The 20,656-nt window shown below is 36.3% G+C and carries 14 protein-coding genes and 1 riboswitch; of the genes, 6 read left to right on the top strand and 8 right to left on the bottom strand.

Annotation, left to right across the window (positions count from 1 at the left end; translation table 11 throughout):
- Nucleotides 1–100 precede the first annotated feature (100 nt).
- The 6 genes from LV89_RS13365 to LV89_RS13340 form a co-directional block, all read right to left on the bottom strand.
- Nucleotides 101–817 carry a LytR/AlgR family response regulator transcription factor gene (locus tag LV89_RS13365; RefSeq protein ID WP_109743406.1) on the bottom strand — a complete coding sequence of 239 codons (717 nt, stop codon included), beginning with the start codon at nucleotides 815–817 and terminating at the stop codon, nucleotides 101–103.
- 80 nt (nucleotides 818–897) lie between these two features.
- Nucleotides 898–1,920 (bottom strand): sensor histidine kinase, encoded by a 1,023-nt coding sequence (locus LV89_RS13360; RefSeq protein WP_109743405.1) that lies wholly within the window; start codon nucleotides 1,918–1,920, stop codon nucleotides 898–900.
- A gap of 180 nt (nucleotides 1,921–2,100) precedes the next feature.
- Complete coding sequence (gene infB, locus LV89_RS13355) at nucleotides 2,101–5,496, bottom strand: translation initiation factor IF-2 (protein ID WP_109743404.1); 3,396 nt, start codon at nucleotides 5,494–5,496, stop codon at nucleotides 2,101–2,103.
- A gap of 207 nt (nucleotides 5,497–5,703) precedes the next feature.
- The gene (nusA, locus tag LV89_RS13350; RefSeq protein WP_109743403.1) at nucleotides 5,704–6,951 is read right to left on the bottom strand and encodes a transcription termination factor NusA; all 1,248 of its coding nucleotides are present in this window, start codon (nucleotides 6,949–6,951) and stop codon (nucleotides 5,704–5,706) included.
- Nucleotides 6,952–7,043: 92 nt separating this feature from the next.
- Nucleotides 7,044–7,514: a ribosome maturation factor RimP gene (rimP, locus tag LV89_RS13345; protein ID WP_109743402.1), complete on the bottom strand. Its 471-nt coding sequence runs from the start codon at nucleotides 7,512–7,514 to the stop codon at nucleotides 7,044–7,046.
- 297 nt (nucleotides 7,515–7,811) lie between these two features.
- On the bottom strand, nucleotides 7,812–9,161 hold the full coding sequence (locus LV89_RS13340; protein WP_158279581.1) for an aspartyl protease family protein: 1,350 nt from the start codon (nucleotides 9,159–9,161) through the stop codon (nucleotides 7,812–7,814).
- A gap of 205 nt (nucleotides 9,162–9,366) precedes the next feature.
- Between LV89_RS13340 and LV89_RS13335 the strand changes: the two genes are divergently transcribed.
- Nucleotides 9,367–9,840 (top strand): coiled-coil domain-containing protein, encoded by a 474-nt coding sequence (locus LV89_RS13335; protein WP_109743400.1) that lies wholly within the window; start codon nucleotides 9,367–9,369, stop codon nucleotides 9,838–9,840.
- A 298-nt stretch (nucleotides 9,841–10,138) separates the two neighbouring features.
- On the opposite strand, the gene LV89_RS13330 is transcribed toward LV89_RS13335, so the two are convergent.
- The gene (locus LV89_RS13330; protein ID WP_109743399.1) at nucleotides 10,139–12,718 is read right to left on the bottom strand and encodes a hypothetical protein; all 2,580 of its coding nucleotides are present in this window, start codon (nucleotides 12,716–12,718) and stop codon (nucleotides 10,139–10,141) included.
- Nucleotides 12,719–12,918: 200 nt separating this feature from the next.
- Nucleotides 12,919–13,027, top strand: a riboswitch (SAM riboswitch).
- A gap of 223 nt (nucleotides 13,028–13,250) precedes the next feature.
- Here LV89_RS13330 and LV89_RS13325 point away from each other — a divergent pair.
- The gene (locus tag LV89_RS13325) at nucleotides 13,251–13,781 is read left to right on the top strand and encodes a YfiT family bacillithiol transferase (RefSeq protein ID WP_109743398.1); all 531 of its coding nucleotides are present in this window, start codon (nucleotides 13,251–13,253) and stop codon (nucleotides 13,779–13,781) included.
- Between the two features lie 123 nt (nucleotides 13,782–13,904).
- Entirely contained in the window at nucleotides 13,905–14,990 is a 1,086-nt protein-coding gene (locus LV89_RS13320; protein ID WP_374755146.1) for a homoserine O-acetyltransferase family protein, read from the top strand.
- Nucleotides 14,991–15,053: 63 nt separating this feature from the next.
- Here LV89_RS13320 and LV89_RS13315 read toward each other — a convergent pair whose 3' ends face one another.
- The gene (locus LV89_RS13315; RefSeq protein WP_109743396.1) at nucleotides 15,054–15,707 is read right to left on the bottom strand and encodes a phosphatase PAP2 family protein; all 654 of its coding nucleotides are present in this window, start codon (nucleotides 15,705–15,707) and stop codon (nucleotides 15,054–15,056) included.
- Between the two features lie 208 nt (nucleotides 15,708–15,915).
- Between LV89_RS13315 and LV89_RS13310 the strand changes: the two genes are divergently transcribed.
- The 3 genes from LV89_RS13310 to LV89_RS13300 all read left to right on the top strand — a co-directional run bounded on the left by LV89_RS13310 (nucleotide 15,916) and on the right by LV89_RS13300 (nucleotide 20,651).
- Nucleotides 15,916–18,270, top strand: coding sequence for a S8 family serine peptidase (locus LV89_RS13310; RefSeq protein WP_109743395.1), 2,355 nt, complete (start codon nucleotides 15,916–15,918; stop codon nucleotides 18,268–18,270).
- 81 nt (nucleotides 18,271–18,351) lie between these two features.
- Nucleotides 18,352–19,383: a serine hydrolase domain-containing protein gene (locus LV89_RS13305; RefSeq protein ID WP_109743394.1), complete on the top strand. Its 1,032-nt coding sequence runs from the start codon at nucleotides 18,352–18,354 to the stop codon at nucleotides 19,381–19,383.
- A 122-nt stretch (nucleotides 19,384–19,505) separates the two neighbouring features.
- Entirely contained in the window at nucleotides 19,506–20,651 is a 1,146-nt protein-coding gene (locus tag LV89_RS13300) for a Gfo/Idh/MocA family protein (RefSeq protein WP_109743393.1), read from the top strand.
- Nucleotides 20,652–20,656: the final 5 nt, after the last annotated feature.

Below are 20,656 nucleotides of genomic sequence, written 5' to 3'. Positions count from 1 at the left end.
TAGACGGGGTGCGTAACCTTGACGAATTGGTCTTTAATCGTAAATCGAGTTATTCGTAAATCGTAATTATGGGTACAACTCGGCGAGCCAATTCATCTCCTTACTGTCCAATCAATTTGAAAAAATCTTCAGAATAGCTTTCACTTACAGGTATTTGTGCATTTCCGATTTTGATTTTTAAATTTCGGATAGACTCAATTTTATCTAAAGATACAATGAAGGATTTGTGGACACGGAAGAATTCTAAAGAAGGTAGTTTTTCTTCGATAGATTTCATCGTCATTCGGGTAACAATCGGTTTTGTAGATGAATTTAGATGGATTTTGATGTAGTCTTTCAAACCCTCAATATACGTGATTTCATCTATTTTCAATTTCACTAAAGAATAGTCGGCATTGACAAAAATGGTAGTAGGTTTGGCAGGTTCAACAACATTTTCAACAAGGTTTGATTTTTGTTTCAAATTATGAAGTTCGTAAGCTTTGTTAACTGCTTTTAGAAAACGCTCAAAATCAATTGGTTTTAATAAATAATCAATCACATTTAAGTTAAAACCTTCCAAAGCATATTGTTTGTAAGCCGTCACAAAAATAACCATTGGGCTATTTGGAAGACTTTGTAAAAACTGTACGCCAGTAATTCCAGGCATTTGAATATCTAAAAATAGTAAGTCAATTTCTTGATTTTGGAGGATTTCCATTGCTTCAAACGCATTTTTACATCTTTTTACAAGATTCAAAAATGGAATTTTCTGAATATTATCTTCAATAAGGTCAAGTGCCAGATTTTCGTCATCAACGGCGATACAGTTTAGCATAATTTTATGAGTTTTAAAGAGTAGCACAGACTTTAGTCTGTAATTTCTATTTGATTTACAGACTAAAGTCTGTGCTATTTTTAACTAATTTCTAAATAAATACCATAAAATTGGTCTTCATCTTTAATCGTTAGCCTATGGTTATCGGGATATAATAATTCCAAACGTCTTTTTACGTTAGCCAAACCAATACCCGAAGCTCCGTCTTTTTCCTCTTTATATTGTCTGTTTACTTTATTCTTTACTTCAAACGTAATTTTACTGTCTGTTGTATGTAAATCAATATCAATTGTTGGATTTATAATCATACCAACGCCATGTTTGAAGGCATTTTCAACAAATGGAATCAATAACATGGGTTCAATAGTTTTGTTTCCGTTTAGATTGTCAGCATTAAAATTAATCTCAATGTCATCACCAAAACGTAATTGTTGGAGTTCTATATAGGCTCTAAGGTATTGAGCTTCTCGTTGCAATGTAACTTTGGCATCATCAGATTCGTAAAGCATATAACGCATCAAGTCTGAAAGTTTAACTACCACAGGTTCAACCTTTTCTGGTTTTCTTCGTGATAAAGAAACGATACTATTTAGCACATTAAACATAAAGTGCGGACTAATCTGTGAACGTAAAAATGATAGTTCAGATTTTAGTTTTTCAGTTTCTTGCTCTTTCTGTTCTTGTTCATATTGCAAATTATCGGACATAATTCTGTATGCAGCACTTATTGCCAAAAAGAAAAGCAACTGAAAAGATGAGCCTGTTCTTGGAATAAATTGACCGGGAAAAAAAATGTCTTTAATTAATGTATGCAGAAAAAAAACTCCTACAATTAATCCTATTGCTGAAATTAAATATACTAAAATCCCTTTTTTATGTAATATTTTTGGAATTAAGATTTCACTATTCAAATAAAAGAAAGGAACATTGATGAGGGCAAAAATTGTGAAGAATTCAGTCATTGTGAACGACTGAATGACTGTCTTTTTATGTATTCCTGTTGGGGGAGTTGAATACTTTAACAAAAATGGTAATGCTAACACAAATGCCCAAAAAGCAAGGTGTAAAAATATAGTTTGATATTTAGGAAGCGTTTTGGTCATGGTATGTTTTTTTACAAATCTAATAAAACATAAGCATCAGAGAAATAGAATCCTTACATGGCATGAATTTTTAACGACCATAAAACATTTTCATGCGACCAGTCCTTTCTAAAATAAAAACAGGTTTCTACAAACTTGCAGAAACCCGTTTTATATGCTTAATAGAAACGAATCGATTGATTATAAAGTACGTTTCACTTCTTTCATTTCGTAACACTCAATAATGTCACTTACTTCTAAGTCATTGAAGTTTTTGATAGAAAGACCACATTCGTAGCCAAACTTAACTTCTGCAACATCGTCTTTGAAACGTTTCAGAGCAGAAATTTCACCTTCATGAATTACTACGAAGTCACGAATTACACGGATTTTGTTAGAACGTTTAACCGTACCGTCCAATACATAAGAACCAGCAACTGTACCAACTTTTGAGATTTTGAATACATCACGAACCTCAATGTTTGCGGTAATTACTTCTTCGAATGTTGGAGCTAATAAACCTTCCATTGCATCACGAACATCATCAATTGCTTGGTAGATAACTGAATATGTACGGATTTCGATTTGTTCGTTTTCTGCCAAACGACGTGCGTTTGTACTTGGACGAACTTGGAATGCCACAATCACCGCATCTGAAGCCGAAGCCAACAATACGTCTGATTCTGAAACTTGTCCAACCCCTTTATGGATAATTCTTACTTGTACTTCTTCGGTAGATAGTTTCAATAATGAATCTGATAATGCTTCTACTGAACCGTCCACGTCACCTTTCACAATTACGTTCAATTCTTTGAATGTACCAATTGCTTTACGACGACCAATTTCTTCAAGTGTAATGTGCTTACGAGTACGTAATGATTGTTCACGTAGGATTTGTTCACGTTTGTGAGCAATTTCACGAGCATCACGCTCATTTTCCATCACGCTCAATTTATCACCTGCTGCTGGAGCTCCACTTAAACCCAATACTTGTACTGGTGTTGATGGACCTGCTGTTTTTAGCTTGTTTCCACGATAGTCGAACATCGCTTTTACACGTCCGTAGTGAGCACCTGCAAGCATCATGTCACCTACTTTCAATGTTCCTGCTTGAACCAAGATATTGGCAACATAACCACGTCCTTTATCTAATGAAGCTTCTACAACTGTACCTACGGCACGTTTGTTTGCATTAGCTGTCAATTCTAACATTTCAGCCTCAAGCAATACTTTTTCGAGTAGTTCATTTACCCCCATACCTGATTTAGAAGAAAGTTCTTGCGTTTGGTATTTACCACCCCATTCTTCTACAAGGATATTTTTGATAGATAATTGTTCACGAATTTTTTCAGTATTTGCTCCTGGTTTATCAATTTTAGAGAATGCAAACACAATTGGTAAGCCTGCAACCATTGCGTGGTTGATTGCTTCTTCTGTTTGTGGCATCACAGCATCGTCAGCCGCAATTACGATAATGGCAACGTCTGTTAATTTTGCACCCCTTGCACGCATGGCTGTAAATGCCTCGTGACCAGGTGTATCTAAGAAGGTAATTCTACGACCATCGTCTTGTTTTACTGAATATGCACCAATGTGCTGAGTAATACCACCTGCTTCACCTGCGGCAACTTTTGCACGACGAATGTAGTCAAGCAATGAAGTTTTACCGTGGTCAACGTGACCCATAATGGTTACGATTGGAGCTCTTGGTTCTAAGTCTTCTGGTGAATCTTCTTCTTCTTGGATAGCTGCTTCAATTTCTTCTTCAGCAGATACAAATTGTACTTCAAATCCAAATTCTTCAGTAATTAAAGCAATAACGTCAGCTTCAAGGCGTTGGTTGATTGAAACGAACATTCCTAAGCTCATACATGATGAGATAATTTCGTTTACCGAAACATCCATCAAAGAAGCCAATTCACTTGCTGAAATAAATTCAGTTACTTTTAAGATTTTTGCTTCTTCGTCTTCTGCTAATTGACGTTGTTCATTTCTATCTGCACGGAATTTACGTTTTTCACGACGTTCCTTCGCACCAAAGTTCGACTTGTTTGACTGTCCTTGCAGACGAGCCATTGTTGCCTTGATTTGGTCTTGAATTTGCTTGTCAGTAACTTCTCCTTTTTCTTGCGGTTTAGCAGCTCCAGTGTTATTATTGTTGTTGCCTTTACGCTTGTTATTGTTATTATTGTTGTTGTTACCGCCGTTATTGTTATTATTATTGTTGTTTCCTTGTCCGCCTCCTTGAGTGTTTCCACCTGTTGGTTTTTTAGCATTAGGGTCAACTGGTGCTCCGTCTTTTTTCGGACGAGGGGCTCCTTTTTCGTTACGGATTTCAGCCTCAGTTACTTTCGCTCCACCTGGCTTATCAATACGTTTACGTTTTTTCTTATTGTTGTTATTATTATTGCGGTTATTTCCTCCACGACCTGTCTCTACTGGCAATTCAATTTTACCCAATACTTTCAAGCCTCGCAATTGTTCTCCTTTTGCTTCAATCAATTCAATAGCTGATGTATCTTCAGGAATGGCGTCATTACGTCCTAATTTCTGAGGTTTATTGTCAGGTTGTTGAATTGGCTTATTTGCTTGATTTTGAGTGTTATTATCCTGAGGTTTAGGCTGTTGTGGCGTGTTATTCCCGCTACCTTGTTGCTTATTCTGAGGATTTTGATTATTTCCATTACCACCTTGTTGTCTGTTTTGGTTTTGGAAATTCTGATTGTTACCGCCACCCTGTTGTTTATTCTGAGGGTTTTGGTTGTAGCCACCTTGTGGTTTGTTTTGAGGGTTTTGATTATTTCCTCCACTCACTTGTTGTGGTTTATTCTCAATAACTGGGTTATTGGGCTGAGTTACTGGTTGTTCAGAAGCTTTAGGTTGTTCTACAACCTCCGCAACTGGAGTTTTTTCTACTACTGGTTGCACGACTTCTGCTACTGGTTTTTCAACGATTGGGGCTTCAACAACTGGTTTTTCAATCACCTCTGGTTTCGCTTCTTCTACGATTGGCTTTGGAGCTTCCTCTATTTTTACTGGTATTTCTACTACTGGTTCAACCGCTTTTGGTTGTTCTACTACTTCAACTACCACTGGTTTCACTTCTTCAACCTTTGGTGTTTCTATTTGCGGCTCAGGTTTTGGTTCTACAACTGGTTTTGGAGGAATTACATTTCCTTTGGCGTCCAATTCTACTTTACCAATTACTTTAAGCTGAATCTCTGCTTTTGCAACAATTTTTTCTGGCTCTGGAGCTACTTCTTCAACCTTTGGCGTTTCTGTTGGCGTAGTTGCAACAGGCTGATTTTTAGCACCTTCACGAGAATATAAAGGCAAATAATCGTCATCTTGTCTCTTCACAGGAGGAGCCACTACTACTTCTTCTTCAGCTGCTTTAGGAGCTGGAGCAGATTCTTTTAAAAGATATTCGGCACCGAATTCTTTTGCGACGATTTTTAATTGTTCAAAATTTAATTTGGCGTTTGGGTTATTTTCTACCCGATGACCTTGAACAGAGAGCTTTTGTACGATGGTTGAGGTACCTACGCCAATTTGCTTTGCCACAAGGCTCAAACGCATCATTTTATCTTCTGCCATACTTTTTGATTGATACTTTTCTATAATAATGTTGGATTATGTGATGTTAGTTTATGAGTTTAAGGTTTATGAGTATGCCGTTTATTTTATTAAACGGATTGGCTCTAACCTCATAAACTCAATGCTTTGAATGATAGAATAGCTTTGATGGGTAAGTGAAATGAATACAACGACTATTCTATCATTCTATCACTTACTCATGCTACATTACTCAAACTCCGAACGCAAGATTGACAATACTTCCTCTACTGTTTCTTCTTCGAGTTCAGTACGACGAATCAATTCGTCGCTATTTAAAGCCAGAACTTGCTTGGCTGTATCCAAACCGATTTTGTGTAATTCTGCAATTACCCAGTCTTCGATTTCATCAGAGAATTCTGATAAGTCAACGTCTTCGTCGTCAATCTCGTGTTCTTTAATATCACGATAAACGTCTAATTCGTAACCCACTAATTTACCTGCTAACTTAATATTTTGTCCACCTTTACCGATTGCCAATGATACTTGGTCGGGTTGTAAATACACCGCAATACGTTTTTTCTCTTTGTCGATATTCATTGAACTTACTTTGGCAGGGCTTAATGCACGGCCTACTAAAAGTTCAAGGTTTTCTGTGTAATTGATTACGTCAATATTTTCGTTCTGTAATTCACGAACAATTCCATGAATACGAGAACCTTTCATACCTACGCAAGCTCCTACTGGGTCGATACGGTCATCATACGATTCTACCGCTACTTTTGCACGCTCACCTGGTTCACGTACAATTTTACGAATCATGATTTGACCATCGTAAATTTCTGGAATTTCTTGTTCAAATAAACGTTCCAAGAAAACTGGCGATGTTCTTGACAAGATAATTTTAGGTGTACCATTATTCATGTCCACTTTGTGGATAACTGCTTTTACGGGTTCACCTTTCTTGAAACGGTCTTTTTGAATCATTTCAGATTTTGGAAGCGTCAATTCATTACCTTCACCGTCAGTGATGATAAGTTCTTTTCCGACAATCTGATAAACATCTCCCGAAACCATTTCTCCCACTAAGTCTTTATATTTGTCAAAAAGTCCTTCCTTCTCTAAGTCTTTGATTTTTTGAATAAGTGTTTGACGTGCGGTTTGTACAATTCTACGACCGAAATCTTCTAATTTAACTAATTCTGCTACTTCTTCGCCAATTTCAAAGTCAGGTTCAATTTTCTTTGCCTCTTCCAATGGAATTTTATCATAATCCCAGATGTCTTCTGAATTGTCATCGACGATTTCACGAGTACGCCACATTTCTAAGTCGCCACTTTCAGGGTTGATGATAACATCGAAGTTTTCATCAGTTCCATATCTCTTACGAATCATCGTGCGGAATACGTCTTCCAGCACTTTTATCATCGTCGGACGGTCAATGTTTTTTTCTTTTGCAAAATCCGCAAACGACGAAATTAATTCTGCACTATTCATCTTTTCATAATTTTAAATGAACGTAAGGTTTTTAGGTTTTTGGTTTTGGGTTTGTACTAACCCCTAACCCCTAACAACTAATCCCTAATTCATTATTTAAACGATATTTGTACTTTGGCTTGTTGAATATTTCCAAACGGAATAACAATACTTTCTTTGGGTTCAACTTTTTTGCCCTTGGTTTTCTTGACTTCTTCTTTAAAAACGATTCCTTCTTCGGTTACATCTTCTAATTCTCCTACTATTTCTCCTTCGGCTAAACTTACTTTTAGGCTACGACCAATATTTTTTACGTACTGGCGTTGAAAGGTTAATGGTTGGTCGATTCCGGGTGATGATACTTCTAAGTTGTAAGCATCTACGATGAGTTCGTTGGTTTCGATAAAATGTGCTAATCTGCGACTTACCGAAGCACATTCTTCAATTTTAATGCCTTCGTCGGTATCTAACAAAATGGTTATGTTTTGACGAATTTTACTGGCTGTTACAGTTACATCAACAATGAAGATTCTGTCATCTTCTAAATAGGGTTGAAGTAATTCTATTATTTTTTCTTTTGTCATTCAATTATTGTAACACAGACTTTAGTCTGTCCGTTTGTCCGATTTACAGACTAAAAGTCTGTGTTACGGAACGCCTTATCAAAAAAACAAAAAAGAGGGATTATCGACCCCTCTTTCTTTAAATTCTTCGCAAAAGTAGTGAATTGTTAATAAAAAAGCAAGTGTTTTTACGTCTGTCTTGAAGATAAAACCTTGATTTATATTAGATTGCTGAAATTATTTCTTTGAAATGATATTTTTTGATGAACTTATATCATTATTGGTTTATCTGCACATAGCTTTATAAAAACTGTGATGTTAAATTAATCGTCTCAAGTTTACCGTTGTAAAGAAAATTTCATTTCCTCTTTTTACCATTAGATTGATGGGCTTGCCTTCTCCTTTTTGAAATATTTTATAGATTTCACTAATGGTTACGTCTTTTGAGGATTTGTTATTAATGAAAATTACTCTGTCACCTTGTTGTAAACCTGCTAACTCGGCGGGAGAATTTTCAATCACTCTATCAACCATGAATTCGTGATAATCTTCACCTCTTGCCATGAGTTCAATGCCACTCATATTATGTTCAAAAGGTTCTTTCATTCTACGATTAATGGGCTTCAAAACGATGTATTGGTCACGATAATTGAAGGTAACTTTAAAGCGTCTCAAAAATTCACAACCGATATTACCTTGGCGTTCAGTAATATCAATTCCTCTGATTCGGTATGAAGCACTATCAGGGAAAGAGGCAACTAAGTTTTTTATCTCAAATTTTCCAATTTTCAACATGGGGATTCTGCCTAAGTTTCCATTGATAATGCCACTAAGTCCACGCCCTAATTGTGCCTTCACGATTTTTTCGGGCATTGGAATGCTGTTTTTCTGGTTAGCGTCCAATGAAATGGCATGACCTGCCCCTGTGTCTAAAATAACTTTGAGGGGTAAGTTTTGATTATCATTCACTAACTCAATAGTACTTAGATAAGGTTTGTTTTCTTCAATTGTAATTGGAAACCGTTCGCCCTTGTTGGGTTTGTATTTGTAGCTTTCCGGGTTTTGTAGGATTAATTCATTTGTTGAAAAATCAATCGTAACCGCAAAACGATTAAAAATTTCATAGCCAATAATTCCATGAATTGGTCTGCCCACAAATTCACTCAGTTTGAGTACATCGTCTTTAATAACAACCAAATTCTGACGGTAACCAATCATATCGCCCATCGTTATGGTATTTTCCAAAACAATGCCTGCTTCGATATTATTTCCTTCTCCAACACCTGCAATACTCACATTTCTGATAAACTTCATGTGTTGTTGTTTCACAATATTTGCATCTGTTAGAATAATTGAACTAACGCCTGTGTCTAAAATGAAACGCAATGTGTCTGAGTTATTGACTTTTACGGGTACTATCACTAAATTTGCTTGAAATTCAAATGGAATTCTCGTTATCTTCCGCTTTTTAATGAGTTGAAAACCAAATTTTTCATCAGAAACCGCCTTTAATTTTACTTTTTCTTGGGTTGAATTTTTCTCTTTAGTTGAATATATTTGTCTCTCAGAACCTAAACGTTGTTTTGTTTCAAGATTTGTTCGCTGGTCTTCTGGTTGGATACCTTGTTTGCTACAATATACTACTAAAGGGAATATTGTAAGTGCCATTATTTTTAGCCATAATAATTTCATGATTATTTATAGAGAATAATGTTGAGATTGCGAATTGGATAATTGTATTACCTGTTTTAAAATATATGAGACTTTTGTCAAATTCTTATACTAATATAAATTAAAATTTATGAATATTCAAATATTTAATGTTGATTTTTAGGTATTTGAAATTAAAATAAACCATAACCCCCCTAAAATCATGATTAATGTTCTCCGTAAAGAAAGTGTAGTTCTTGCGTTAGCGATTATGGTTAGCTCGTGTGTGAGCCAAAAGCAATACACAGAGTTAGCAAAAGACAAAGACCGTCTGGATGTAAATGTTGAAAGAGCTCATAAAGAGATTCGAGAATTGAAAGAGGTAAAGCTTACCTTAGAAGACCAAATTAAGGCTAAAAACGTAGAAATTACCAAACTTGAACAACAAGTAAATATTTTCAAACGTCAGACGGATGAGATGGGAGCGAAGTTTAATGTGCTGGATGAACAAATGAAGAAAATGACGGTTGATTTAGAAGCTAAAAAATCTGAAAGTGCCTCATTAATTGCAAGTTACGAACAAAAAATTACAGAATTACAAATTGCTAATGCGGCAATGGCTTCTCGTAAAGCGGGTTTGAAAAAGGGAAAAGTAAAGCGTGCGAAAGTTGCATTACCAGCTGCTTTGAAATTATAATTTAGGATTGTCGGCGGAGGCTTTTAGGGGTTCGCTTGATATAGTAAAATGCTTGAAATAGTAAAAACTAATATTTAGATTTTATTATTTCAAGCATTTCTTTTTATTGGGACATTGGTAAGTAAGTATAAGGACGATTTAAGAATTACGATTTACGATTATCATAAGCTTAATTATCAATGGTTTGTGATATTTTAAAATAGCGTTTTATTTTGTCTCATTACTTAGGGTTTGGAATTTAGCCTTAATAAATAGCGAGTTGTAGCACTAAATCCCAACATCTAAATCCTAATCCCTATTAAAAATCAATATCAATTTTATTTACACCTAAGCTGTCAACTGAAAAAGTTAGGTACTCTGATTTTTCTATTTTATTAATCAGAAAAGATTTCGAGTTTCCATTTACTCGTAAAGTATTAGGTTTTTTATTTTGCGGTAATAAAATCTCTAAATCTGCCAATGTGCCTGTGCTTGTATAAAAAATTACCATTTTATTGTCGGAGTATTTATATTGATAAGTAATATAACCTCCTGATGCTTCGTATTTTACAGTTACGGAAACTTCTTTTTCTCCAGTGGCTTCCCAACGTGGTGATAGCTTTACACGTTCAAACATGGTGGCGGCATCTTTTACCCCAGCTAAGCCCTCCAAAAGTGCATAAGTTACGGCTGAAGCTCCCCAACGGTCTGGAATGCCAAAAGATAAATCATCTTTTGACGTATCCTTACCTTTTAGTTCAATAACAGAGTCTCCCAAAGTTACGCCTGCAATCATCCACCGAGATTTTGAATTTTTCATCCCAAAAAACTCTATTGAAAGAATCATTTTATCAGGATTGGGATTGACAATTTGCGTGATTCCTAAACCCACAAATGGTGATTTTTTGTTTTTGCCAAACCATGCAACTTTGAAATTATCTTTGTCTTGCGGAAACCACCAATTCCCGATTTTATCACCAAAAATATAGTCTGTAAAAGTTGAACCATCTCCGTATCGTATCGTGAGCATTCCAATCATATCTCCTTTCGACTGTGCGTGGAGGATATAAATTGTTGTTGCTTTTTTACTCACTAACAAGGCGGTTGAGATTTGATAATCTTGCTCAATATCATCAGAAAGAACAATACATCCTTTATCTGAATTATCCAAAGAGTCAGTTATTTGAAAGGGAATTCCTAAAAATAAATGTTGCCCTAAAGGAATATTTGAGGCGTCGTTTTCTTCTCCATCACCATTCCAACCCGGAACTCCTTGATTATTTTTTCCAGAAAAGTTAGCATTGGCAGATTTTGCCAAACTAATAGGCGTAAAATTGCCAATTGGAGATTCTGTGATTGCTCCTTTGTAGGTAGCATGAAGATAATCGTTGTGTTTACGAGCGAGCGTTAAAGTTCTATTTAAAATATCTACGCCATAACTTTCATAACCATGTTGAAATGCTCCATGAGCCAATTCTCCCGCCACGACGGTACTTACGCCACCGTTCATATATTCCCATTTTTCAGCGTCTTTTTGAAAACCCTGTTCAAACGGAGGATAAATGTTGTACCATTCAGCCACTGAAGTTTTGGGCATTTCGCCTCTTAATTTTTGATATTCATTCAAAATGCCAAGTGCTTGCAAATGGGTTATGCCACGATTGAGGGCATAAGCATTGGAAAGTGAAAGTTGTTCGTTAGGTTTGGTTTTACCAATATTTCGTTTTTGAAAAAACTGTGGGTCTTCGGGAACGAAATGGACATAGTGCTGACCATTCCAAGCCAATTTATCCAAACGGTCTTGAATATTTTTTGCTTCTTGTTTGAAATAATTTGCTTCGTCTTTTCTGCCACTCACCAAAAGCATTTCAGCTAACATTCTGTATGCTGAAATCAAGCCATTATTGTCGCCAAACATAATGCCGAAATCCGTTTTTTCGTTAATCAACATATTGGCATCATTGGTGGCTTTGGTGTCAAATTCGTGCTTAAAGTTCCACGTATCAATGGTAAAGGCTCGTTTGACTAATTGGTATTTTTGCGACCAACGGTAGGTATCAGTTGTTAAATATTTTAAGGCTTTAATGGCAAAATCGAGGTTTTCACGCATCCAAGCGTTGTCGCCTGTGGCTTTCCAAGCTTCGTAAAGACATTGAACAAATAAGTATTCCACATCTGCTTCAACAGGTTGGCGTTTCAATTCATACGTGCCGTTTTCTACTTTTTTGATGAAATTATCTTTTGTCAAAACGGAGTCCCACCAATTAGGTTCTTTTGTTCTGGGATAGATATTGTCCCAAATCATACCATCTTCTCGTTGATTATTGGCATATAAATCAAATCCGTCTTTGAGATTTGGATTGAAATATTTCATTGCCTTCATCGTATGTGTATGGTCACGAAGCCATCCTACAAAAACTTTATAAATACGTCCATTGAGACGATAGGCAGACATTTCGCCAAATTCGCCAATCATCGACCAGTGAAGTGTCTGTAATAATTCTTTATAAATTCCACTACTATCAACAATTTCAGTCTGGCAATTTACCGAGAAATAGATTGAGTCAATACGGTCGCCGTTGCTGTTTCTAATTTCACAAAAATGATTTCCTAATGCTCCACCCGCCCTAAAAGTTATACTATTTACTTTGCCTTCACCTTTTCTGTACATTCTAAAACGCCCATCTCGGATGAAAAAATAACCTGCTTCGGTAGTAGTAATGGTCACTACATCAAGGGGTTTGATAACTTGCCCTTTTTCGTGAGAGGTAATAAATAATTTACCATTTTGGCTTTCAATTGGGAATATGACGGTTGGGTTTTGGGCAAAGCTTGAGAAGCCTATTCCAGAGATTAGAGAGGTAGCTTTAAGGAAATTTCGACGACTTTCGTGGTTCATCAGATACACAATAATTTAAATTGAGGCTTATGATTGGTAGTTTGGTGGTTTTTCGGGCGGGAAAAAACGGAGCGGAATGGAATACGAAATAACGAATTTTTAGCTTATGGAACAAAGAAAATTTGCATTTTCGGCATTCTGAGATTTACTTTGCATCATCAAATCAATATCCTTCGAGAGTTTCTTCTCATCAGGTAGTTGATTTATAAAGAAGAAGGGAGAGAATAGGCTCTATGAACTTCTGGCAACCTACCGACTCGTAAAGGCAAGGTGCTAATTCCTACCTGTTTTGGTTATTAGTTATTAGTTATTAGTGATTAGGTTTCAGCCTGAACCAATCACCAATCACCAATCACCAATCACTATTTCGGGAAATATAAACCAATTACGATTCAATTCCAGCCTTTAATTTTTTGCTGTAAATTATTCGTCAGGTTTAATTATTTATTATTCGATTTTAGTCATTTCGATGCTTGATGTTTGTATTCCAAATATCGAATAACGAAAATCTAACATCTAAACACGTAAAAAAATGACATTAGAACAATTACAGTATCCCGTTGGAAAATGGGCTGCAAAGGAGAACTATTCTTCAGAGGAAATTCAAGCAAATATTGCGGAGGTTTTGGCGTATGCCACGAAGTTCAAAGAATTAACCCAAAATCTATCGGAAGAAGATTTAGAAAAAACGTACCGTGAAGGTTCTTGGACGATTCGTCAGGTGATTCATCACGTAGCGGATACGCATTTGTGGCATTTTATCAGAATTAAACAGGCTTTGACGGAAGAAAATCCCGCAGGCGTTTTTGGAAACGTAAATGCTTTGGCGGTTTTGCCAGATACACAAAAAGCTCCGATTGAAGACTCTTTGCAGATGATTGAAAGTACGCACAAACGTTACGCCTACGTATTTTCAAATATTCCAGCAAGTGATTACGGACGTACCTATTATCATCCATTCCGACAAATTAACGTAACTGTTCCGCAAGCTCTGGATATGACCGTTTGGCATTCAAGACACCATTATGGGCATATTTTGATTGCGTTGGGATTTTCTATTTAGTGATTTGTGAATTAGTGATTTAGTGAATTTTTTACGACGCTCAATAGCTTTAGGCTACAAAAAATGAACTCAAATTATAATCCATGATTAGGTTTATTTTGCTACCTTTTATTATTAATAAAATTGAAAACGACTACTTTCAAATACAATAAACCCTTCCAATTAGAAGCAGGAGGTATTTTGCCAGAAATTGAACTGGCATATCAGGCATTGGGAGAAATTAATGACGATTGCTCAAACGTTGTGTGGGTATGCCATGCCTTCACGGGTTCTCAGGATGTGGAGGATTGGTGGCAAGGCTTAGTGGGTCGTGGCAAGTTATTTGACCCTGATAAACATTTTATCATTTGTGTCAACGTTTTGGGGTCGCATTATGGAAGTACAGGACCACTTTCTGTAAATCCAGAAACGGGTGAGCCGTATTTCCATAATTTCCCTTTAATCACGATTCGGGATATTGTTAATTCATTTGATTTACTGCGTGAACATTTGGGAATTCATCAAATTAATACTTGTATTGGTGGTTCTTTGGGCGGTCAACAGTCGGTAGAATGGGCAATTTCTCAACCTGATTTGATTGAAAATCTGATACTAATTGCTACAAATGCACAACATTCTCCGTGGGGAATTGCCTTTAATGAGTCGCAGAGAATGTCGATAGAAGTTGACCCAACTTGGCAAGAAAGCCACCCGCAAGCAGGTATAAAAGGGATGATGGCGGCAAGAGCAACGGCGTTGATTTCTTACCGAAATTATGAAACTTATGGAATTACGCAAGCTCGAAAAGATGAACCTTTAAACAAGCCTCACCGTGCGATGACTTATCAGCGTTATCAGGGTGAGAAATTGGCACAGCGTTTCAATGCGTTTTCGTATTATGTACTCTCGCAAGTGATGGATTCGCAGGATGTAGGGCGTGGACGTGGTGGAGCAATTCAAGCATTATCACAAATAAAATCGAAAACTTTGGTAATGGGAATTGAGTCAGATGCTTTGTTCCCGATAAATGAACAGGAGTTTTTGGCAAAACATATTCCTGGAGCAACTTTCCAAGCATTAGATTCTTTGTACGGACACGATGGCTTTTTGATTGAAAGTCAATTGATTACCAAAGCGATAAAGCTGTGGCAAAAATTTGTCAAATTTGATGTAAATCCGATGTACGATTTCTTTAAGGGATTGGAGAAGAAAAAAGAATTGGTAGTGTAACCCGATGCTTCTGCATCGGACAGTGACACCGATGCAGAAGCATCATGTTAGAAATTAAAAATGCTATTCGCCACTACCTAAAAGACGTTTTTTATGCCAAGCCTTAGGATTTTTAGTATGCAAATTCATGAGCCAAATATAAACGATTATGCTACTAAAAACGCCAATTATAACTCCACCAAGAACATCTTCGGGGAAGTGTTGGAATAAATAACATCTTGAATAACCTGTTAACCAAGCCAACATTACGAAGACAAAACCCCAATTTTTATTCTTAGAAAAAAGCGTAAGCATGGTAAAAATGGCAAAAGCCGTAGTGGTATGCCCCGACGGAAAACTGAGGTGAACATTAATATCTATACCTTCCACTAAATGCCAATTTGCTTTTATATTTCTAAAAAAAGCGATGGGACGTAAAGTATCAAAAAAGAATTTTAAAGAAGTTGAAAGAAGGGTACTCAATACCAAAGAAGCCGTGAAAATCAATGCTCTATTGTAACTCACAAACAAAAAAAGCAAAATAATTGCCGCCCAAAACCAGCCTTCTCCCAACTGTGTAGCTCCCACAAAGAAATAATCAGCCCACAAATCATTATGTGAATTGATAAACTGCATTTGGTCAAACTTAGAAGTGGTAAGCACGCACGCCAAAACTACAAGCCAAATAATGATGGTCGGAACGAAAAAAGTTAGATTTTTTTTGAAAATTTGCTTCATTCCACAAAGTTCGGAACGGAATATGTTTATTCAAAATCAAGATAGATTTACTTTGTCGCCAAGACACTAAGCCTCAAAGATTTTAATAGTATTTTAAGAATATATTTGTTTCTTGATATTTACAATTATAGTTAAGAGAGTTTTAGGTTTTATATCTTCGTGTATTAGTGTCTTTGTGGCAGAAATTTACATTTAAACCGCCATTACATTGAATAAAATCACTTTGATTCTCTTATTGTGTTTAACCTCAGCGACTTTTGCTCAAACTATTTTACCCGAAAGTAACGTTGCTGAAATGGAATTGAGTTTGAATAAAATCAATCTCGTACATCGTTTTTTCCCTGTTTTGATGGGCGAAGGTTTTACCATTGCTATTAAAGAAAACAAAATAGATTCCTTAGATATTGATTTTCAAGGACGTTTAGTTCGGTCGAATTTAACGTCAAGTTCATTTTCGAATCATGCGGCGGACATGGCAACAATTATGGCTGGGGCGGGGAATAATTCGGTTTCCAGAAAAGGCATCGCATGGAAAGCCAAAATCATGTCAATTTCTTTCGCCAATCTTCTCCCAGAATCGGATGACTTTTATAGAAAAAATCAAATCTTTCTCGAAAACCATTCCTACGGCACAGATATTCAGAATGTTTATAGTACAAATGCTATTGCTTATGATGCTTCAATAAACCGCCTGAATGATGTTTTGCACGTTTTTTCTTCGGGAAATTCGGGAAACATTACGCCAACTGATGGCAACTTTAAAGGTATTGCCAATTATTCAAATCTTACAGGCAGTTTCAAGCAAGCTAAAAATATCATAACGGTTGGGGCGGTAGATTCTGTCGGGAAAATAGAAACTCGTAGCTCTCGTGGTCCCACGTATGACGGGCGACTCAAACCCGAATTAGTAGCTTTTGGACAAGATGGAAGTTCGGGGGCAGCGGCTTTAGTTTCGGGTGTGGCTACGCTTTTGCAACAACAATTTGCACGAAATAGAAATAACGTAAAACCACCTTCGCATTTGGTAAAAGCCCTTTTGATAAATAGTGCCGAAGATGTTGGTTCAAAAGGTGTTGATTATCAGAGTGGTTATGGAAATGTAAATGCCTATGCAGCGGTTCAAACACTTAATTCGGGGCGATTTTTTACGGGAGAAATTACCAATGGAGTTAGTCAAACATACTCTATTTCTATCCCTTCAAACGTAAAAAACTTGAAAATTACCTTAGTTTGGAATGATTTACCCGCTACCGAAAAAGCTACCATTGCTTTGGTAAATGACCTTGATTTATCTGTAGTTTCTCCCGAAGGACAGCGTATTTTGCCTTGGGTTTTGAGTAACTTTCCGAATGCTGATTCTTTGAAAAAACTGCCCGTTCGTCGTAGAGATGGGTTAAACAATGTGGAACAAATTACGCTTGAAAATCCTTCTTCGGGCAAATATTCAGTGGTGATTTCGGGTTATAAAATTCCCAAAGGAAGTCAATTTTTTTCAGTGGTATATGATTGGGAATTAGGCGATGAATTTCAATGGCAATTTCCACAAAGTCAGGATAATTTAACGCCCAATGAAAATAATTTAATTCGTTGGAAATCAACGTTTTCAGACACAAAAGGGATTTTGGAATATTCGCCCAATGCAGGGCGTTCTTGGCAACGAGTGGGCGACATTGATTTGTCGAAAGGTTCATATCGTTGGAAAGTGCCAAATTTGTTTTACACGCCTGCCCGTTTGCGTATGAGCGTTGCCAATAAAGCATTTTTGAGTGATACTTTTAGCGTTTCAAAACCTTTAGAAATTAAGTTGGGCTACAATTGTCCAGATTCACTTTTGCTATTTTGGAATACGCCCGAATTTGTCAATCGTTATGTAGTTTATCAATTAGGAAATCAATATTTAGAGCCAATAATTCAGACTAATCGTTCGTCAAATGTTATCAATAAAAAGAAATATGGAGCTAAATATTTTGCCGTTGCTCCGATTTTAGAAAACGGAAAATTAGGACGTAGAAGTAATGCCATAGCCATTGACAATCAAGGAGTAGGATGTTTTTTGAAGACTTTTAATGTGGATAATTTAGACGATAAAAATGCTCAGTTAAGTGCAGAACTCTCAACATTGAGTCAGGTTAAATATGTTATTTTTCAGAAATTAGACGGAACAGATTTTAAGGATTTATACAGTTTAATTCCAAACCAAAATCGTTTGAAATATCAGTACGCAAACCTGTTGTTGCAAGGTGAAAATACGTATCGTTTGAAAGTAGTTTTCCAAAATGGAACGGAGGGCTTTTCTAATCATGAAACCGTCTTTTTCTTCGCCGAAAATCAATATATTTTGTATCCAAATCCGATTAGAAAGTACGATGATTTGAAATTTAAGCTCAAAAATCCAACGAATGAAATTTGGCAATTGTACGATGGGAGAGGAGCGTTGATTTTGCAAAAAGAATTAGCAAATACAGATGAAATTGAGCCAATAAATTTGCCTTCGGGACTATATTTTTACGTAATTTTGAAAGACAAGAAAATTATGGCTTCGGGTAAATTAGCCGTTGAATAAAACGGTTACTGGTTACTGGTTACTGGTTACTGGTTACTGGTTACTGGTTACTGGTTACGAAGTATTTTAAATCTAACTTAAATGATGACCCCTAAATTTCTATTTGTTTTATTATTTGTTATTCTAATTTCTCCGGGAAAAATATTTTCACAAACTGCTCTTGCTGCCAAAATAGATTCCTTTCTGAAAACACAAATAAAACGCCCTTTTAACGGTGTTATCCTGATTTCTAAAAATGGAAAAGTGTTTTATTCCAAAGTGCAAGGTTATTCAAATTTAGAGAAAAAAAAGCCTTTGGTGCTTGATAATCAATTTATTATTGGTTCAATTAGTAAGCAAATGACAGCCGTTGCGGTTTTGCGAGAATTTGAAAAAGGAAAAATTGAACTTCACGTTCCTGTACGAAAATATTTGCCAGAAATGCCCCAAACTTGGTTAGATTCCATCACTGTTCATCAGTTATTGAATCATACTTCAGGCGTAACGGATTGGAATAAACCTTTGAAATTTAAGCCGTCAACAGGTTTTTCGTATTCAAATATTGGCTACGAATTATTGGCAAAAATTGCGGAGAAAGTTTCGGGAAAATCTTATGCGGTTTTAATGAGTGAAATCTTTAAAACGTGTGGAATTAAAAACTCGATGAGTCCAGCCCTAAACCAACATAAAAAATTAGTCAACAGTTACGTAGAAGATTCGACGGGCAAAGTGAAAATCGTAGAAGGACTTTTGCTTGATTTGAGAATTCCATCGGGAGGAATGATTTCGACGGCAAAAGATTTGTTATTATGGAATAAAAATCTGCACGGAGGGAAGCTACTTTCTAAGAAAAGCTACAATTTAATGACCACCGCTTCATCTTCAAGAGACCATTTTATTTTCGGAAAAGTAGATTATGGCTACGGATTACAAATTGACCGTAAAGGAAAAACCTTAGAAATTGGTCACAGTGGCTATGCAACAGGTTTTGCCTCTGCCAATTTTTATTATCCCGAAACCCAAACAAACCTCATCATTTTAGAAAATATCGCATGGGATGCCGATAATTTTAAAGACACCTTCAAGCATCATGTAGAAATTCGGAAGATTTTGGGTGGAGGAATTGAAAAGTAATTGTTCTTAAAGGATTTTAAATTGTATTTTTGTTATCAGATAATTGAGGAAAACCCAATAAAAAAGGATTAAGTTAAGTAGAAATTAAACAATCTTACCCCCAAAATAAATTCAACCAAAAAATGTCAAAAATTAAAGTAGGTGTCGTAGGCACAGGATTTATCGGACCAGCTCATATTGAAGCTCTTCGTCGTCTTCCAAATATTGAAGTTACTGCTCTTTGTGAAGTAAATATTGAATTAGCCACTGCCAAAGCGGCTCAATTGGGTATCGAACGTCCATGTACGTTTGACCAATTATTAGCGATGGAAGATATTCAGTGTGTGCATATTTGTACGCCTAATTTCTTGCATTATTCACAGTCAAAAGCGGCTTTATTAGCTGGGAAACACGTTGTTTGTGAAAAACCATTGGCGAAAGACTTGCACGAAGCAGAGGAATTAGTGGTTCTTGCTAAAGAAACAGGTTTAGTAAATGCGGTTCACTTCAACTTGAGATATTATCCATTGGTTCGTCAGATGAAAACCATGCGTGAAAAAGGCGATTTAGGTGATGTTTATTCAATCATCGGGTCTTATTTACAAGATTGGTTGTTCTTCAATACAGATTATAACTGGCGTTTAGAACCAGACAAATCGGGAGATTCTCGTGCTATTGCAGATATTGGCTCACACTTGATGGACGTAATCGAATACATCACAGGCTTAAAAACGGTAGAAGTTATGGCTGATTTTAACACCGTTCATAAAACTCGTAAAAAGCCATTGAAGCCAGTTGAAACGTATTCTGGAAAAATGTTACAACCAGAAGATTATGCTGATGTAAATATCAATACGGAAGATACGGCTAACGTTTTATTGCGTTTTGACAACGGAAATAAAGGTTTAGTAACGGTTTCTCAAGTTTCGGCAGGACGTAAAAATCAGTTGAAATTAGAGATTTCAGGTTCAAATAAAACGTTTGCTTTCAATTCAGAAGCACCAAACGAACTTTGGATTGGTAATCGTGATAGCTACAACCAAGTATTAATGCGTGACCCATCATTGGCATACCCAGAAGCAGGTGCATTAATGACTTTCCCAGGTGGACACAACGAAGGTTTCCCAGATACATCAAAGCAGCTTTTCAAAGAAGTTTACGCAGCCGTAGCAGCAGGAAAAATGCCAGAAAACGCTCCATTCCCAACATTTGCAGATGGTTACCGTGAATTATTAATCTGCGAAAGAATCTTAGATTCGCACAGAAGCCAAGGCTGGGTGAAGGTTTAGTTTTT

It is taken from the genome of Arcicella aurantiaca, from assembly GCF_003148625.1.
Lineage (GTDB): Bacteria > Bacteroidota > Bacteroidia > Cytophagales > Spirosomataceae > Arcicella > Arcicella aurantiaca.
The sequence above is the reverse complement of the archived record's forward strand: the minus strand, read 5'-3'. Positions and strand labels throughout refer to the sequence as shown.

What these genes read in the sequence shown, in the direction of transcription:
- LV89_RS13365 (WP_109743406.1), bottom strand. Translation starts at nt 817, where the DNA reads ATGCTAAACTGTATCGCCGTTGATGACGAAAATCTGGCACTTGACCTT.
- LV89_RS13360 (WP_109743405.1), bottom strand. Translation starts at nt 1,920, where the DNA reads ATGACCAAAACGCTTCCTAAATATCAAACTATATTTTTACACCTTGCT.
- infB (WP_109743404.1), bottom strand. Translation starts at nt 5,496, where the DNA reads ATGGCAGAAGATAAAATGATGCGTTTGAGCCTTGTGGCAAAGCAAATT.
- nusA (WP_109743403.1), bottom strand. Translation starts at nt 6,951, where the DNA reads ATGAATAGTGCAGAATTAATTTCGTCGTTTGCGGATTTTGCAAAAGAA.
- rimP (WP_109743402.1), bottom strand. Translation starts at nt 7,514, where the DNA reads ATGACAAAAGAAAAAATAATAGAATTACTTCAACCCTATTTAGAAGAT.
- LV89_RS13340 (WP_158279581.1), bottom strand. Translation starts at nt 9,161, where the DNA reads ATGGCACTTACAATATTCCCTTTAGTAGTATATTGTAGCAAACAAGGT.
- LV89_RS13335 (WP_109743400.1), top strand. Translation starts at nt 9,367, where the DNA reads ATGATTAATGTTCTCCGTAAAGAAAGTGTAGTTCTTGCGTTAGCGATT.
- LV89_RS13330 (WP_109743399.1), bottom strand. Translation starts at nt 12,718, where the DNA reads ATGAACCACGAAAGTCGTCGAAATTTCCTTAAAGCTACCTCTCTAATC.
- LV89_RS13325 (WP_109743398.1), top strand. Translation starts at nt 13,251, where the DNA reads ATGACATTAGAACAATTACAGTATCCCGTTGGAAAATGGGCTGCAAAG.
- LV89_RS13315 (WP_109743396.1), bottom strand. Translation starts at nt 15,707, where the DNA reads ATGAAGCAAATTTTCAAAAAAAATCTAACTTTTTTCGTTCCGACCATC.
- LV89_RS13305 (WP_109743394.1), top strand. Translation starts at nt 18,352, where the DNA reads ATGATGACCCCTAAATTTCTATTTGTTTTATTATTTGTTATTCTAATT.
- LV89_RS13300 (WP_109743393.1), top strand. Translation starts at nt 19,506, where the DNA reads ATGTCAAAAATTAAAGTAGGTGTCGTAGGCACAGGATTTATCGGACCA.